Annotated in this window: 14 protein-coding genes; 1 reads left to right on the top strand and 13 read right to left on the bottom strand. The window is 66.5% G+C overall.

Features of this window, described 5'->3' with window-relative positions:
* Nucleotides 1-505: 505 nt before the first annotated feature.
* On the bottom strand, nt 506-1297 hold the full coding sequence (locus tag CAP37_RS17995; RefSeq protein WP_086125626.1) for a YecA family protein: 792 nt from the start codon (nt 1295-1297) through the stop codon (nt 506-508).
* 58 nt (nt 1298-1355) lie between these two features.
* Between CAP37_RS17995 and CAP37_RS18000 the strand changes: the two genes are divergently transcribed.
* Nucleotides 1356-2975 (top strand): FMN-binding glutamate synthase family protein, encoded by a 1620-nt coding sequence (locus tag CAP37_RS18000; RefSeq protein ID WP_086127073.1) that lies wholly within the window; start codon nt 1356-1358, stop codon nt 2973-2975.
* A gap of 12 nt (nt 2976-2987) precedes the next feature.
* On the opposite strand, the gene CAP37_RS18005 is transcribed toward CAP37_RS18000, so the two are convergent.
* The 12 genes from CAP37_RS18005 to argP form a co-directional block, all read right to left on the bottom strand.
* Nucleotides 2988-3626 (bottom strand): LysE family translocator, encoded by a 639-nt coding sequence (locus CAP37_RS18005; RefSeq protein ID WP_086125627.1) that lies wholly within the window; start codon nt 3624-3626, stop codon nt 2988-2990.
* 26 nt (nt 3627-3652) lie between these two features.
* Nucleotides 3653-4051, bottom strand: a complete 399-nt coding sequence (locus tag CAP37_RS18010) for a DUF488 domain-containing protein (protein ID WP_086125628.1) — start codon at nt 4049-4051, stop codon at nt 3653-3655.
* A gap of 36 nt (nt 4052-4087) precedes the next feature.
* Nucleotides 4088-5209: a toxin-antitoxin system YwqK family antitoxin gene (locus CAP37_RS18015; RefSeq protein ID WP_086125629.1), complete on the bottom strand. Its 1122-nt coding sequence runs from the start codon at nt 5207-5209 to the stop codon at nt 4088-4090.
* Nucleotides 5202-5642: a putative toxin-antitoxin system toxin component, PIN family gene (locus CAP37_RS18020; RefSeq protein ID WP_086125630.1), complete on the bottom strand. Its 441-nt coding sequence runs from the start codon at nt 5640-5642 to the stop codon at nt 5202-5204. The genes CAP37_RS18015 and CAP37_RS18020 overlap by 8 nt, the downstream gene beginning before the upstream one ends.
* 2 nt (nt 5643-5644) lie before the next feature.
* Nucleotides 5645-6946, bottom strand: coding sequence for a class I SAM-dependent RNA methyltransferase (locus CAP37_RS18025; RefSeq protein WP_086125631.1), 1302 nt, complete (start codon nt 6944-6946; stop codon nt 5645-5647).
* Between the two features lie 166 nt (nt 6947-7112).
* Complete coding sequence (rpoN, locus tag CAP37_RS18030; RefSeq protein ID WP_086125632.1) at nt 7113-8741, bottom strand: RNA polymerase factor sigma-54; 1629 nt, start codon at nt 8739-8741, stop codon at nt 7113-7115.
* Nucleotides 8742-8746: 5 nt separating this feature from the next.
* Nucleotides 8747-9526, bottom strand: coding sequence for an LPS export ABC transporter ATP-binding protein (gene lptB, locus CAP37_RS18035; RefSeq protein ID WP_086125633.1), 780 nt, complete (start codon nt 9524-9526; stop codon nt 8747-8749).
* A gap of 5 nt (nt 9527-9531) precedes the next feature.
* On the bottom strand, nt 9532-10203 hold the full coding sequence (gene lptA, locus CAP37_RS18040) for a lipopolysaccharide transport periplasmic protein LptA (RefSeq protein WP_086125634.1): 672 nt from the start codon (nt 10201-10203) through the stop codon (nt 9532-9534).
* 191 nt (nt 10204-10394) lie between these two features.
* On the bottom strand, nt 10395-11039 hold the full coding sequence (locus tag CAP37_RS18045; RefSeq protein WP_086125635.1) for a thiol:disulfide interchange protein DsbA/DsbL: 645 nt from the start codon (nt 11037-11039) through the stop codon (nt 10395-10397).
* Between the two features lie 69 nt (nt 11040-11108).
* The gene (locus CAP37_RS18050) at nt 11109-11777 is read right to left on the bottom strand and encodes an SPOR domain-containing protein (protein WP_086127076.1); all 669 of its coding nucleotides are present in this window, start codon (nt 11775-11777) and stop codon (nt 11109-11111) included.
* A 14-nt stretch (nt 11778-11791) separates the two neighbouring features.
* Nucleotides 11792-13465, bottom strand: a complete 1674-nt coding sequence (gene argS / locus CAP37_RS18055; protein ID WP_086125636.1) for an arginine--tRNA ligase — start codon at nt 13463-13465, stop codon at nt 11792-11794.
* Nucleotides 13466-13477: 12 nt separating this feature from the next.
* Complete coding sequence (gene argP / locus CAP37_RS18060; protein ID WP_086125637.1) at nt 13478-14404, bottom strand: HTH-type transcriptional regulator ArgP; 927 nt, start codon at nt 14402-14404, stop codon at nt 13478-13480.
* Between the last annotated feature and the right edge of the window lie 60 nt (nt 14405-14464).

Genomic DNA, 14464 nt, shown 5'->3' on the forward strand with positions numbered 1-14464 from the left:
CTATTTCTCGCAAGGTTCCGATAGGCTCTGCACGTCAACTGCCCGCCAGCCGGAACGACCCAGTTTCGGCTGGCAATAGATGACTCTTCTTGCCATCGCGCTCCACCAGCGCGAATCCGCCAGCAGACTTGACGACTCGTCCAGCGTTCGCCCCACCTCGGGTCGTCGTGTTTTGTGAGTCGCAGTTGGGGCAGAGCAAACGGAGGTTTGACGTCCTGTTGTCCGTGTTGACGCCGTTCGCATGCTCAAGAATCAATTCCAGAGGGGACCCGTTCCAGATCAGAGGCTCCGAGAAAAAGCGACAGGCACGGTTATCGCAGCGCTCCGGTATCGGTGGCTGCTGCGCGCCTCGCCAGGCAAGGTATTGCCTTTTGGCGACGCCATTGTTCCGCGTGCCTCCGTGGTAACGGAGGGCGTAGAACTGGGCTTTCTGTTGACGGCGCTTTGTCATGACCGGGCCTAGCCACTCAAGTTGCGCAGGTTGTGCTGCGCTTGTTGGCGTACATCACTCCCCATGGCACTTCTTGTACTTCTTGCCGCTGCCGCAAGGGCAGGGGTCGTTGCGGCCTGGCGTGGGTGCCTTGCGCACCGGCTCCACCCGCGGCCCGAGGCTGCGGCCGATCTGGCACAGGTCGTACACCGCCCAGATGGAGGCGCCGAAATCGTTCAGGCGCTCGTCGCTCACGCTCGGCGGGCCTTCCTCGTCGTGCATGTTCACCGTGGGCTTGCCGGTGTCGTCTTCGGTCAGCGCCACGATGCGGTCCAGCGCCTCGTCGATCCATGCGGCGGTGTCTTTGTCGCGCGGCGGTGCCCAGTCGTCCGACCAGTTCTCCACCACGAACATGAAGCCGAGCGCCCACACCTGGGCGTAGGCGGGCAGGTCCTGGTCCTTGAACTCGGCGCGCTCGGCCTCAGGCAACGCGCCCACCGCGCCGCGCACGTCCATCAGTTCCGGGTGGTAGCTGCGCTCGTCTTCCAGCGTCTCCACCGGAGCGACAAGCGACGCGGCCACCTCGGCACTGCGCCGCGACCACAACGCCATGAAGCGTTCGTACTGCGCGGTGTTGGCAAAGTGCGTGCCCTCGTCCTGCGGTGCGGTGGGCAAGGGGCCGGTGCCGAGCAGCACGGGGAGCCATTCGGCTGGCTCGATGGGGCGGCGCGTGCACAGCAATGCGGCCATGGCGCCTTCGCAAAATTCCCATTGAGGCACCTCTTCATCGCGCGTGCGCAGGTCGTCAAGAATCTCGTCGAGGGCGTGGTAATCGGTGTGTTCCAGGGGTTCGGGCGAGGTGTTCATGGTCGGCGTCTTTATGATGGCCGCCAGTGTAGCCCTGCCCTCCACCGAGAAAGCCCGCATGCTCGAACGCCTCAACGCTCTCTATCCGGTTCGCTACACCGCCTTCGGCCTGTGCGTGCTGATCGCGCTGCTGAGCCTCTTCACCCTGGTCGGGTTCGGGGTGGGCGGCTGGACCCTGCTGGTGTTCGCAGCACTCTCGGCCGTGGGCCTGTGGGACCTGCGCCAGACCAAGAGTTCGGTGCTGCGCAACTACCCGGTCATCGGCCACCTGCGCTTCATGCTGGAGAAGATCCGCCCCGAGATGCGGCAGTACTTTCTGGAGAGCGACAACGAGGCCACGCCGTTCTCGCGCAGCCAGCGCAGCCTGGCCTACTCGCGCGCCAAGGGCGAGACCGACAAGCGCCCGTTCGGCACCCAGCACGACCAGAACGCCAACGGCCACGAGTGGTTGAACCACTCGCTGCAACCGAGCCACATCGCCACGCACGATTTCCGCCTCACCATCGGTGGTGCCGAGTGCACCCAGCCTTACGAGGCCAGCGTGTTCAACATCTCGGCCATGAGCTTCGGGTCGCTTTCGGCCAACGCGATACAGGCGCTGAACGCTGGCGCCAAGCGCGGCGGCTTCGCGCACGATACCGGCGAGGGATCCATCTCCGCCTACCACCGGCTGCACGGCGGCGACCTCATCTGGGAAGTGGCTTCGGGCTATTTCGGTTGCCGCGACGACGCAGGCCGCTTCAGCCCCGAGCGCTTCAAGGCCAACGCCACGGACCCGCAGGTGAAGATGATCGAGATCAAGCTCAGCCAGGGCGCCAAACCCGGTGTGGGCGGCATCCTGCCGGGCGCCAAGGTGACGCCCGAGATTGCCGCTGCGCGCGGCATCGCGGTGGGCATCGACTGCATCTCGCCGGCTTCGCACAGCGCGTTCTCCACGCCGGTGGAGCTGATGCATTTCATCGTGCAGCTGCGCGAACTCTCCGGCGGCAAACCGGTGGGCTTCAAGCTCTGCATCGGGCACCCGTGGGAATGGTTCGCCATGGTCAAGGCCATGCTGCAGACCGGCATCACGCCCGACTTCATCGTGGTCGACGGCTCCGAGGGCGGCACCGGCGCGGCGCCCCTGGAGTTCACCGATCACGTGGGCGCGCCGCTGCAGGAAGGCCTGCGCGTGGTGCACAACACGCTGATGGGCGTGAACCTGCGCGACCGCATCAAGATTGGCTGCGCGGGCAAGGTGATCAGCGCGTTCGACATCGTGCGCGCCATGGCCATCGGCGCGGACTGGTGCAACAGCGCGCGCGGCTTCATGTTTGCGCTGGGCTGCATTCAGGCGCAAAGCTGCCACACCGGCACCTGCCCCACCGGCGTGACCACACAGGACCCGGTGCGCCAGCAGGCGCTGGTGGTGCCCGACAAGGCCGACCGCGTGTACCACTTTCACCAGAACACGCTCAAGGCCCTGAAGGAACTGGTGCAGGCCGCCGGCCTGCAGCACCCGAGCGAGATCACCGCCCACCACCTGGTGCGCCGCGTGAGCGAGAACGAGGTGCGGCTGCTCGCCAATTTGCTGCCCAGCACGCCGGCCGGCGCGCTGCTGACCGACGTGGCCGCCCAGCACGCGGTGTTCACCACCTATTGGGATCGCTCGAGTGCGGAGCGTTTCAGCCTGGGCTGAGGCGATCGGTTTTCAGAGGCCTTTGCGCGGCTCCATGGCCAGGCGCACCGCCAGCGCGGCCAGCACGAACCCCATGACGTAGCGCTGCGCCGCCATCCAGCGCGGGTGGTGCACGAACCACGTGGCCAAGGTGCCCGCGAACAGCGCAATGGTCAGATTGATGGTGAAGCTCACGGCAATCTGCGTGAAGCCCAGCACCATGCTCTGCAGGAAGACCGAACCGTGTTCGGGCGAGACGAACTGCGGAAAAATTGCCAGGTAGAAGACGGCGATCTTGGGGTTCAGCAGGTTCGTGAGGAAACCCATGAAAAAGAGCCTGCGCGGCGAATCCACCGGCAGCTGGCGGGCCTCGAACGGAGAGCTGGCGCCCGGCCTCACCGCCTGCCAGGCCATGTAGAGCAGGTAGGCCGCCCCAGCCCACTTGAGCAGTTCGTACGCCAGGGGCACCGCCATGAAGAGCGCGGTGAGCCCCAGCGCAGCAGCGAACATGTGAACCAGAAAACCCGCCATGACGCCAAGCAACGAGATCACCCCCGCCTTGCGCCCCTGACAGATCGAGCGCGAGATCACGTAGATCATGTTGGGCCCGGGCGTGAGCACGATCAGCAGCGCGGCGCCGACGAACAGCAGCCAGTCATTGAAAGGAACCATTCAGGTGTCTCCGTGGTGGGGGGTGGTCAGCTGGCCACTGGCTCCACCCGCGCGCCCTTCTCCAGCAGGAGTTCGCGGAGGATGGAGCGGTGGCAACGGGATTCTTCCTCGCAATAACAGCCCACCGAGAAGTTGCTCTGATGGGAGAGGCCTGCCAGCAGCTCGATGCTGCGCACGTGATCGGGGTGGGCCATTTCAGCGCGGTATTTGCGCGAGAAGCCCAGCCACTGGGCCGGCGTGCGCGCTTCCTGGCCGAGCTTCATGGTCTCCATGCTGGGCGAGAGGTTGGGGTACCACACGTCGTACCAGTTGCCCGACGCAAACTCAGTCTTGGGAACGCCCCGGGGAGGCCGCCTCACGGTGCCGATGCGCACGCCCTCCTGCTCGACTCTTTTGCTGCCCAGTCGCACGACGCGAATGACCATGTCCGTTCTCCTTGAATGTTGAATCCGCGGCAGCGCTCAGATGCGCGAGCCGTCTTCCAGAAAACGTTCCTCGCGCTCCAGACCGCCCTTGGCATCGTAGTGCCTTCGCCGCTGCAGCACACCACGCTCGCCGTGTTCGTCTTCGCGCATCAGCACGCCTTCTTCGCTGAAGTATTTCTGCCAGCCCCACAAGCGCCCATTCCGCTCCTCGTTCACCGCGGCGGGTTTGCCGTTGTCCCAGAAACTCTCGGTGGTGCGCTCCTGGTTTCGGCCTTCGCGGCGAATCTGCTGGCGGGCCTTTTGCCTGCCGTTCAGGTACCACTGTTCGATGCGCTGCTCGTAGCCGCCCGCCCAGGTGGTCACCTGCGTGAGCTGGCCGCTCTCGGCCCATTCGCGAGCCGTGCCCTCACGGCCTTCGCTGCTGTTGGGATCGCGCTCGATGAAGTCGGTCTCCGAGCGCGGTTGCCCCGACGCATAGAACACGCGCTTGATGCGTCGGCCCTCTTTGAGTTCTTCGCTGCGCACAAGCCGGCCTTCGCGGTCCAGCAGGGTCTGGCGCTGCATCTGACCCTTCAGGTAGCTCACGGTGCCGGAAGGTTTGCCGGCTTCGCGGTACAGCGTGACTTCGCTGGCACGCCCCCCGTGGCCACAGACGTCTCGATCTTGCGGCACCAGCGTCACCGGTGCGCAGCGCAGTTCTTTGAGCGTGCCATCGGCCAAGTAGCCGATGGTGAGCACAGTGCGCCGGCCCAGCGCAAAGTGCAGTTCCTGCAGGTGGCCGGCCTCTGCGAAATTCCTCTGCACGCCCACCGCCGTGCCGTCTTCCAGGTTTTCTTCCTTGCGCAGCGTGCCCTTGCCGTCAAAGGTGCGCGCCACGCCATCGCGGTTGCCACGTTCGTTGATGCTGTACTCGCGGCGTTCGCCGTCGGCGAGCACCATGAGCACCGGCCCTACGGTGCGGCCATCGCGCAGCGTCTGGTCGAGCCGGCGCACCTGGCCGTCTTCGTCGGTGCAGCGCATGAGGCCGCTCTTGCCGGCGGTGGTGTTGCCGTCGGATCGGCTCACGCTCTCGCCGTTGAGCTCGCAGCGTTGAATGGCGTGCGCGTTCAGGCTCAGCAGGGCGAGCAGCAAGGTGGCGAGTGTCAGGCGTTCAGACATGCGCGGGACTCCATTCACGGCAGACGTTCACACCGACACGCGCGAGACGCCGTGCCATGCAGAGCACCGCGTCGTCCTTGCTCACCAGGGTGGCGCGGTGTTGCACGGCAAGGTCGATGAACTTCTGGTCGTCGGCGTCCTTGCAGGTGTAGGCGGCCTTGGGGGCATCGGGCACGAGTCGGACGCAGCGGTCAAAAACATCGAGCACGTTCTGCGCAGGTTGCGCCTGCGCGCTCAGCCGGCGGGCGATCTGCGGGTAACCCAGCACACGGGCGAGCTCTTCGCGCATGGCCTGGGTGGCGAGCCAGCTGACGCCAGTGCCGTCCAGCCATTCGCGCAATGGGGCGATGGCGGGGTCTCGGAAGACAAAGAGATCGAGCGCAATGTTGGTGTCGAGCACCAGCACATCGGTGGGGTCACCCGGCGCCACCATGTTCAGGACTCGGTGATGGGCCGGGCCTTGCGGGCCAGCAGATCGAAGCGGAACAGCCGACATTCGATCGGGCCGTTCCACAGCGGCACGCGGCGCGATTCCTTGAAACGCATCTTGCCCGGCAGCTTCAGATCGGGTGTGAGCAGCCATGCACTCCAGCCGGCATAGTGGCTCTTCCAGTGCGCGGCGAGCTGATTGAAGAATTCGCTGCCATCGCCGCCGTCGGCCATCTGCGCGCTCTCGCGACCCTGCCCCTGGCCCACGGTGAAGGTGCGCGGCTCCCTGCGCTGGGCGCGCGCGCTCGCATTCTCACCCGCCACGCCGGCGGCGGCGATGCGCTCGCCGTACGGTGGGTTGAGCAGCAGCACGCCGGGTCGATCGCTCGGCGGCATGCGTTGCAGGGCGTCGCCGCCGCGCAGTTCCACTGCATGCGCCACGCCCGCGCGTTCGGCGTTGCGCTGAGCGAAGTCGACCATGCGAAACGACACGTCGCTGCCGAACACGATGGGGGCGTGCCCGGTGGGCCATTCGCGTTGCTGCTTGACGGCGTCTTCCTTGATGGCCTGCCACACGTGCGGCTGGAACGGCAGCAGTTTCTCGAAGCCGAAACGCCTCAGCTGACCCGGCGCAATGCGCAGCGCGATCTGCGCCGCTTCAATCACCACCGTGCCGCTGCCGCAGCAAGGGTCGTACAGCGGTGCGATGTCGTCCAGCGGCTGGTCGGCAGAGGCTTCCCAGCCGGTGGCCGCAATCATGGCAGCGGCCAGGGTTTCCTTCAGCGGCGCATCGCCCTTGTCCTCGCGCCAGCCGCGCTTGAACAGCGGTTCGCCCGAGGTGTCGATGTACAGGCTCACGGTGTCGGTGGTCAGGTGCACGTGGATGCGCACGTCGGGCCAGGTGGTGTCGACGCTGGGGCGCTCGCCGCGCTTCTCGCGGAAGCGGTCGCACACGGCGTCCTTCACCTTGAGCGCGGCAAAATTCAGCGAAGTCAGTGGGCTGTGCTGCGCGGTGATTTCGACCTTGATGGTCTGCGCCGGCGTGAACCAGATCTCCCACGCCACATCGCTGGCGGCACGGTAAAGGTCTGCCTCGCTGCGGTACTCACCGTGCCAGAGCTGCACCAGCACGCGCTGTGCCAGACGGCAATGCAGGTTCAGGCGCATGGCGTCGCGCCACGAGGCGTTCACCGCCACACCGCCGCGCGCCTTGAAGGGCGCGGCCTCGCCGGTGATGCGGCTCACCTCGGCGGCGAGCATGTCCTCTACGCCGGCGGCGCAGGGAAGGAAAATTTGCAGTTGGTTCATAAGAGAGCGTTTCGCCGCCGGGCCGCCCCAAGGCGAAACAACCCCCTCGGGGGGCAGCGACCCGCGAAGCGGTGGAGCGTGGGGGTAAGGTTTCGCCGCCGGGCCGCCCCAAGGCGAAACAGCCCCTTTGGGGGGCAGCGACCCGCGAAGCGGCGGAGCGTGGGGGTCATAGCGCTTTTCTTAGGTTCGCGGGCGCAATGCGGAGTGCCTCGCGGTACTTGGCCACCGTGCGCCGCGCGCACTCGATGCCCTGTTCGCGCAGCAGGTCGGAGAGCTGGTTGTCCGACAGCGGCTTGGCCGGCTCCTCGGCAGCGATGAATTGCTTGAGCAGTGCGCGCACGGCGGTGCTCGACGCGTTGCCACCGGTCTCGGTGCCCAGCGAGGAACCGAAGAAGTACTTCAGCTCGTAGGTGCCGAAGGGCGTGGACATGTATTTGGCGGTGGTCACGCGGCTGATGGTGGATTCGTGCAGGCCGAGTTCGTCGGCGATTTCGCGCAGCACCAGCGGGCGCATGGCGAGCTCGCCATGCATGAAGAAATTGCGCTGGCGCTCCACGATGGCGCTGGAGACACGAAGGATGGTGTCGAAGCGCTGCTGAATGTTCTTGATGAACCAGCGCGCTTCCTGCAGCCGCTGCTGCATGGCGGCGTGACCGGCTTCGCCGCCGTTGTCGCGCCCGCCACGGTTCTGCCGCATGGCGTTGGCGTACACGTCGTGCACGCGCAGGCGTGGCATCACGTCGGGATTGAGGATGACCTTGAAACCGCGACCGGCGCGTGTGACGATGACGTCGGGCACGACCACGTTGCGCTCCACGTCGACGAAGCGCCGCCCGGGTTTGGGCTCCAGGCGTGCAATGAGTCCCAGCGCGGCGCGCACGGTTTCGTCGTCGATGCCGCACAGGTTGCACAGGCGCTTCACATCGCGCTTGGCCATGAGCTCCAGCGGCTGGCCACAGATGGCCAGTGCGGCGCGCGCTTCGGGCGTGTTGCGCAGCTCCAGAATCTGCAGACGCAGGCATTCTCCGAGGTCGCGCGCGCCCACACCCGAGGGCTCCATGTGCTGCAGCAGCTGCAGGGCCACGCCCAGGCGTTGCTCCAGTGCCTCGCGCTCCTCCTGCACCGCAGGGTCGTTCTCGACCAGTGTCGCCACTGCCGAGAGGTGCAGCCAGGCGCCCGCCAGACCGGCGAGGCTTTCCTCGAGGTAGCCGTCATCGTTCAGGGACTCGATCAGGAAGTACAGCGCCGCGCGGTCTTCATCAGACAGGCGCAGGCAGCGCGCCTGGTCGTGCAGGTGATCCTGAAGGCTGACCGGCGCGCGCGCGAGGTCGGCGGCGCTGGCGGTTTCCTCGCCATCGCCCGAGCCGCTGTTGCGTGCGGGGGCGTCCCCACCCCACTCGCTGTCGTCCGGTGCCATCTCCACCGTGCCGTCGCCTTCCCAGCTTTCTTCCACCGGGCTGGCGCCATCGAGCTTGCCTTCCAGACCGTCAGCGTCGGGGCCATCGCTGCTTGAACCCGTGCTTTCGGTGGGGGACAGCAGAGGGGCTGGCGAATCGGGCACCGAAGCTTCGGCGATCTGCTCGCCCGCGCTCACCGGCGCATCGAGCTGCTCCAGCCCAAAGGCCTCGCGCTCCGCGATTTCTTCGGTGCGTTCGAGAAAAGGGTTTTCGTCAAGCATCTGCTCGACCTCCTGCGCCATCTCCAGCGTGGACAGTTGCAGCAGGCGGATCGACTGCTGCAACTGGGGCGTGAGCGCCAGGTGCTGCGAGACGCGGAGTGACAGGCCCTGCTTCATGCGGCCTACATACGAAAATGTTCGCCGAGATACACCCGGCGCACGTCGGCGTTTTCGACGATTTCAGACGGCGTGCCGCTGGTGAGCACGTGGCCGTCGTTGATGATGTAGGCGCGGTCGCAGATGCCCAGTGTCTCGCGCACGTTGTGGTCGGTGATGAGCACCCCGATGCCGCGCGACTTGAGGAAGCCGATGATGCGCTGGATTTCGATCACGGCGATCGGGTCGATGCCGGCAAAGGGCTCGTCGAGCAGGATGAAGCGCGGGTCGGTGGCGAGCGCACGGGCGATCTCGACGCGGCGGCGTTCGCCACCGGAGAGTGCGGGCGCAGGCGAGTCGCGCAGGTGCTCCACGTGCAGGTCCTTCAGCAGGTCATCGAGCCGGCGCTCCACCGCCTCGCTGCTCAGGGCCTTGCCTTTGTCATCCACCTGCAGTTCCAGCACGGCGCGCACGTTTTCAGCCACATTGAGCTTGCGGAAGATCGAAGCCTCCTGAGGCAGATAGCCCAGCCCCAGGCGCGCACGGCGGTGAATTGGCAAACCCTCGATGGACTGACCATCGAGCAGGATCTGCCCGGCGTCCGAGCGCAGCAGGCCGACCAACATATAGAAAGACGTGGTCTTGCCCGCGCCATTGGGGCCGAGCAGCCCCACCACTTCGCCCTTGAAAACGGCGAGCGACACGTCCTTGACCACCTTTCGGCTGCCGTAGGCTTTCTGCAGGCCGCGCGCTTCCAGCCGGCTGGCTGCGGGTCCGCTGACGCGCCCCGCCTGGTCGGCGCGCATCGCCGTCACTGGCGTCCCTCTTCGATCCGGGAACTGGGCCGCAGCGTGGCCGGCGGTGTGGGCTGAGGTGCCGAACCCGGCGCCGCCTCCTTGGGCACCGGCGTGAGCATGGCGCGCACGCGGCCGGTGGGGTTGGAAGCGGTGCGGTTGGCGTTGCCGCCATCGACGGTGAACACGTCGGTGCTGTTGTTGTAGACGATCACGCTGCCGGTGGTTTCGTCGCTCAGCTGGGTGCCCTTGAAGCGTTTCATGACCGCGTTGCCGATGAAGCGAACGGTGTCCGCCCGGCTGTCGTACTCGATGCGCTGGCCCGTGCCTTCGATGAACTCATCCACCCCATCGCGCTTTTGCCGGAAAAAGGCCGGGTTCGCGGTGCTGCCGGTGACGATGCCGAACTGGTTGCCCTGGGGATCCTGCCGAACCTCCACCACCGCACCCCGGATCAGGATGGTGCCCTTGGTAATGACCACGTTGCCCGTGAAGACACTGGTCTGGCGGGCGTCGTCGTAACGCAGCGAATCGGCTTCGGCGTTGAGCGGCTGGTTGCGGTCGGCCTTTTCAGCCAGCGCCGGGCCGCTCCACCAAAGCCCCAGCGTCAGGCAGGCAACGGAGGAAACAGCTCGAAACAAATGAGGGAATGCAGGCATGGGGTATGAGGGCACGAAACTTGCATTCATTGTAGCGGCGCAGACACCGCCAGATGGGTTGCGAAACCGCTTTGTGCAAGCGATTCGGCATTCCGTGCAAATGTGCCGTAAGCGAGGCGCCTGATCCAGAGACACCGAGGAACCGGCTCTGCCGGGCCTCAGGTGTCGCCCCCTCGAGGGGGTCGCGCAGAGCGCGGCGGGGGGGCCACCCTGTCCTGGCGTCAGCCCTTCCTGACTTCAGCGATCAGCGCATCCGCCACCACCAGCGTGCGCGGCCCCTGCCCACTGAGATAGTAGCGACCCGCCACACCCAGGGCGGGCGTGCCCTCCACACCGTACTCGTCCTGCAGCTTGGCGGCTCGGGCGGCCTTCTCGCTGGTCGGACCGCTGTTGAAGACCTCGGTAAAGCGGGCACGGTCCACGCCCTGCTTCGCCACCCAGTCGACGATCGCCGCCGGGGTGGTCAGGGCCAGGCGCTCTTCGTGGATGGCGGCGAACACCTTGGCGTGCAGCTTCTCCACCAGGTTCATGGACTCCAGCGAGTAATACAGGCGCTGCATGGGCACGAAGGCGGGGCTGAAAGCCACGGGCGTTCGGCGCACCACCACCTGCGCAGGCTGCTTCTTGATCCAGGCGTCGAAGATCGGCTCGAAGTTGTGGCAGTGGATGCAGGTGTAGGCGAAGAACTCCACCACCTCCACCTGGCCCGCTGTGCTTTGAACCGGTGCGGGACGCGGCAGCCGCACGAAGTCCACACCCTCCTTGGGGGCGACGCGCTGGGCCAGAGCGGGATTGAGCGTCAGGCCGCCGACGGCGCCAAGCGCGGAGCCGGCCAGCAAGGACCGGGAAAAGACGCGACGTTGCATGAAATCAGACTCCTTGACTGCGCCCGATGCGCAGGCCCCGTTGGGCCGGACGCTTCGGCAAAAGTTCCCTCAGCGCTGGACGCGCACGAGGGCCGCTTCGACGCCATTGACCTGCAGTTGCTCCTGCGTGAGATCGGCCAGCGCCTTCTGATTGAAGGGCCCGACCCGCACGCGGTACACGGTGCGACCGGATTGCTCGCGCTCGGTGATGGCGGCGTCGATGCCGAGCATGGCGAGCTTGGCGCGCTGCGCTTCGGCATCGTCCTGCGAGCGGAAGGCGCCGGCCTGCACGAAGTAGGTGAACGGATCCACGCCGGCCGGCGCGGGTGCGGAAGCAGCGGGGGCGGGCGCGGCCTGCCCTATGCGGGACTTCGCCAGATCGCCCAGCGGATCGGCCGCTGGTGCGGGCAAGGGGCGGCCATCGGCCGGTGGCACCACGATGGCGCCATCCTGACCTGCGGGCGGTACCGCCGCCGCGGGCGCGGGAACGGCGGGTGCGCCGACCGCCGGTGGCGTGCGGCCGAGCGTGCTGTTGGGATTCCAGCCCTTGTTGCGCTCGGCCTCGAGCGCGTCGAGGTCGGAGTTGCGTGAAACGCCCCGGTCGACGAAGGGAATCGGCACGCGCGTGACGTAGACCGCCACGGCCAGCGCCACACCGAGTCCCACGAGCAGACCGACCACGAAGCCGATGAGCGTGCCGCCGAACGTGTTGCGCGCCTGAGGGGATTTCTTTTTCATTGCGGGGTTCACCATCACATCTTCTGCGGGGCACCGACGCCCAGCACAGCGAGGCCATTGTGCAACACCTGCGCAGTGGCAGCGACCAGCGCCAGCCGCGCGGTTTTCACCCGCTCGTCGTCGACCAGGATGCGCTCGGCGTCGTAGTAGCTGTGGTAGCTGGCCGCAAGTTCGCGCAGGTAGAAGGTCACGTCGTGTGGCGCGAAGTCGCGCGCCGCATCGGTCAGCATGGCGGGGTACTTTGCCAGCAGCAGCATGAGGGCCTGTGCTGGTGCGCTGTCGAGCGCCGACAGGTCCGCTGCGTGGAGCCTGGCCAGGTCGCCGCCCCACGAGGCCAGCACCGAGCAGATGCGGGCATGCGCGTACTGCACGTAATACACCGGGTTGTCGTTGTTCTTCTGCACCGCCAGGTCGACGTCGAAGGTGTATTCGGTGTCGGGCTTGCGGCTGAGCAGGAAGAAGCGCACCGCGTCCTTGCTGGTCCATTCGATCAGGTCGCGCAGCGTCACGTAACTGCCGGCGCGCTTGCTGATCTTGACCTCTTCGCCACCGCGCACCACGCGCACCATGGTGTGCAGCACGTAGTCGGGGTACCCGGGCGGGATGCCCACGCCCGCCGCCTGCAGCCCGGCACGCACCCGCGCGATGGTGCCGTGGTGGTCGGTGCCCTGGATGTTGATGACCTTGGTGAAACCGCGTTCCCACTTGGCAATGTGGTAGGCCACGTCGGGCACAAAGTAAGTGAACGATCCGTCCGACTTGCGCATCACGCGGTCCTTGTCGTCGCCGTAGTCGGTGGACTTCAGCCACAGCGCGCCGTCCAGTTCGTAGGTCTTGCCGGCATCGATGAGTTTCTGCACCGTGGCCGCCACGCGCCCGCTGGTGTACAGGCTGGACTCCAGGTAGTAGTGGTCGAACTTCACCGCGAAGGCCTGCAGGTCCAGGTCCTGCTCATGGCGCAGGTAAGCCACGGCGAACTGGCGCATGCCGTCGAGGTCGTTCAAGTCACCGCTGGCGGTGAACTCGCGGTCGTCGGACTTCACGGTCTTTTTCGCCAGAAAGTCGTTGGCGATGTCCTGGATGTACTCGCCGTTGTAGGCCGCCTCGGGCCACTCGGCGTCACCAGGCTTCTTGCCCTGTGCGCGCAATTGCGTGGAGGTGGCCAGCGTGCCGATCTGCACGCCCGCGTCGTTGTAATAGAACTCGCGGTGCACCTGCCAGCCCTGCGTCTGGTAGAGGCTGCAGATGGCGTCGCCCAGCGCGGCCTGGCGGCCGTGGCCCACGTGCAGCGGTCCGGTGGGGTTGGCCGAAACGAACTCGACCATCAGGCGCTGGCCGTTGGACGGCTGCGTGCCAAAGGCGGCGCCCGCTTGCAGCACCTCGCGCACGATCTGCTGCTTGGCAGACGGTTTGAGGCGGATGTTGATGAAACCCGGGCCGGCAATGTCGATATCGGACACCCACTGTTCGTATTCCACACGGGCGCGCAACGCACCGCGCAGGGTCTCGGCCAGCTGGCGCGGGACGAGATTGAGCGGCTTGGCCAGCTGCATGGCCGCCGTGCTGGCGAAATCGCCGTGGGCCGCCACCTTGGGCGATTCGAACGCCGCCTTGGCGCCCGCACCGGGTGACAGCGTTTCCAGCTCGGCGGCGAGGCCGTCGAGCAATTCCTGTTTGATCTTGAGCATAGGGACGCGATTTTAGGCGGGGGGCACCGCAGGGGCGGTTTGCATCGGCCGCAGGTGCTCGCGCGCCGCGGTCTTCACCGCCGCCGTGAGGCGCTGGGCAGACACCGACTCGTGCGCCCAGTGCTGCCAGTAGAGCACCACGTCCACCGACGCGCCGGGCAACACCTCCTGCAGGCCGACGCGCCGGGTCAGGTGCTGTTCGGGCACCATGCCCCAGCCCAGGCCGAGTTCGAGGGCGGTCTCGAAGGCCTCCACCGCAGGCGCGAAGTGGCGCGGGTAGTGGGGCTGGCGCAGGCCGAAGTGCTGTTCCAGGAAGGCGTCCTGCAGCGCGTCCTTGCGGTTGAAGATCACCGCCGGTTGGGCCAGCAGCTTGTGCGGCGACACCGCGCCGCGCGGGGTGCGGCAGCGCTTCAGCAGATCGGGCGCGCCCACGCACAGGTAGCGCATCGCCCCCAGTGGCTCGGCCACGCAGCCGCGCATGGCGCTGGCCAGTGTGGTCACGCAGCCCATCACGTCGCCACTTTTCAGTGCATCGTGGGTGTGGTCCTGGTCGTCGATCACGATCTCCAGCAGCAGGTGGTGGCGGCGCAGCAGCGGCGCCACGCCAGGCAGGAACCAGCTCGCCACGGAGTCGGCGTTGATCGCCACCGACAGGTTCTGCCAGCGCACACCATCGCCCGGGGAGCCGCCCTGCAAGCCATTGAGCACATCGGCCTCCATCAGCCGCACCTGCTTGACATGGCCCAGCAGCGCCTGCCCCGCCGGCGTGGCGCGCACCTGCTTGCCACGCACCAGCAGGCGCTGACCCAGCGTGTCCTCCAGCGACTTGATGCGCAGCGACACGGCGGCCAGCGTGAGCGAAAGGGCTTTGGCAGCCGGCCCGAACCCACCGTGTTCGACCACGGCGGCAAGTGCTTCAAGTTGACGGGCGTCCAGCATGGTTTGATCAATTGGTTTTTAATCAATCAGAGTTTAAGTTAACTTGGTTTAATTTGTATG

It is taken from the genome of Hydrogenophaga sp. IBVHS1 (assembly GCF_002127265.1).
Classification (GTDB): domain Bacteria; phylum Pseudomonadota; class Gammaproteobacteria; order Burkholderiales; family Burkholderiaceae_C; genus Hydrogenophaga.

Coding starts and splice junctions, on each gene's coding strand:
- CAP37_RS17995 (WP_086125626.1), bottom strand. CDS start 1,297: ATGAACACCTCGCCCGAACCCCTGGAACACACCGATTACCACGCCCTC.
- CAP37_RS18000 (WP_086127073.1), top strand. CDS start 1,356: ATGCTCGAACGCCTCAACGCTCTCTATCCGGTTCGCTACACCGCCTTC.
- CAP37_RS18005 (WP_086125627.1), bottom strand. CDS start 3,626: ATGGTTCCTTTCAATGACTGGCTGCTGTTCGTCGGCGCCGCGCTGCTG.
- CAP37_RS18010 (WP_086125628.1), bottom strand. CDS start 4,051: ATGGTCATTCGCGTCGTGCGACTGGGCAGCAAAAGAGTCGAGCAGGAG.
- CAP37_RS18015 (WP_086125629.1), bottom strand. CDS start 5,209: ATGTCTGAACGCCTGACACTCGCCACCTTGCTGCTCGCCCTGCTGAGC.
- CAP37_RS18020 (WP_086125630.1), bottom strand. CDS start 5,642: ATGGTGGCGCCGGGTGACCCCACCGATGTGCTGGTGCTCGACACCAAC.
- CAP37_RS18025 (WP_086125631.1), bottom strand. CDS start 6,946: ATGAACCAACTGCAAATTTTCCTTCCCTGCGCCGCCGGCGTAGAGGAC.
- rpoN (WP_086125632.1), bottom strand. CDS start 8,741: ATGAAGCAGGGCCTGTCACTCCGCGTCTCGCAGCACCTGGCGCTCACG.
- lptB (WP_086125633.1), bottom strand. CDS start 9,526: ATGCGCGCCGACCAGGCGGGGCGCGTCAGCGGACCCGCAGCCAGCCGG.
- lptA (WP_086125634.1), bottom strand. CDS start 10,203: ATGAATGCAAGTTTCGTGCCCTCATACCCCATGCCTGCATTCCCTCAT.
- CAP37_RS18045 (WP_086125635.1), bottom strand. CDS start 11,039: ATGCAACGTCGCGTCTTTTCCCGGTCCTTGCTGGCCGGCTCCGCGCTT.
- CAP37_RS18050 (WP_086127076.1), bottom strand. CDS start 11,777: ATGAAAAAGAAATCCCCTCAGGCGCGCAACACGTTCGGCGGCACGCTC.
- argS (WP_086125636.1), bottom strand. CDS start 13,465: ATGCTCAAGATCAAACAGGAATTGCTCGACGGCCTCGCCGCCGAGCTG.
- argP (WP_086125637.1), bottom strand. CDS start 14,404: ATGCTGGACGCCCGTCAACTTGAAGCACTTGCCGCCGTGGTCGAACAC.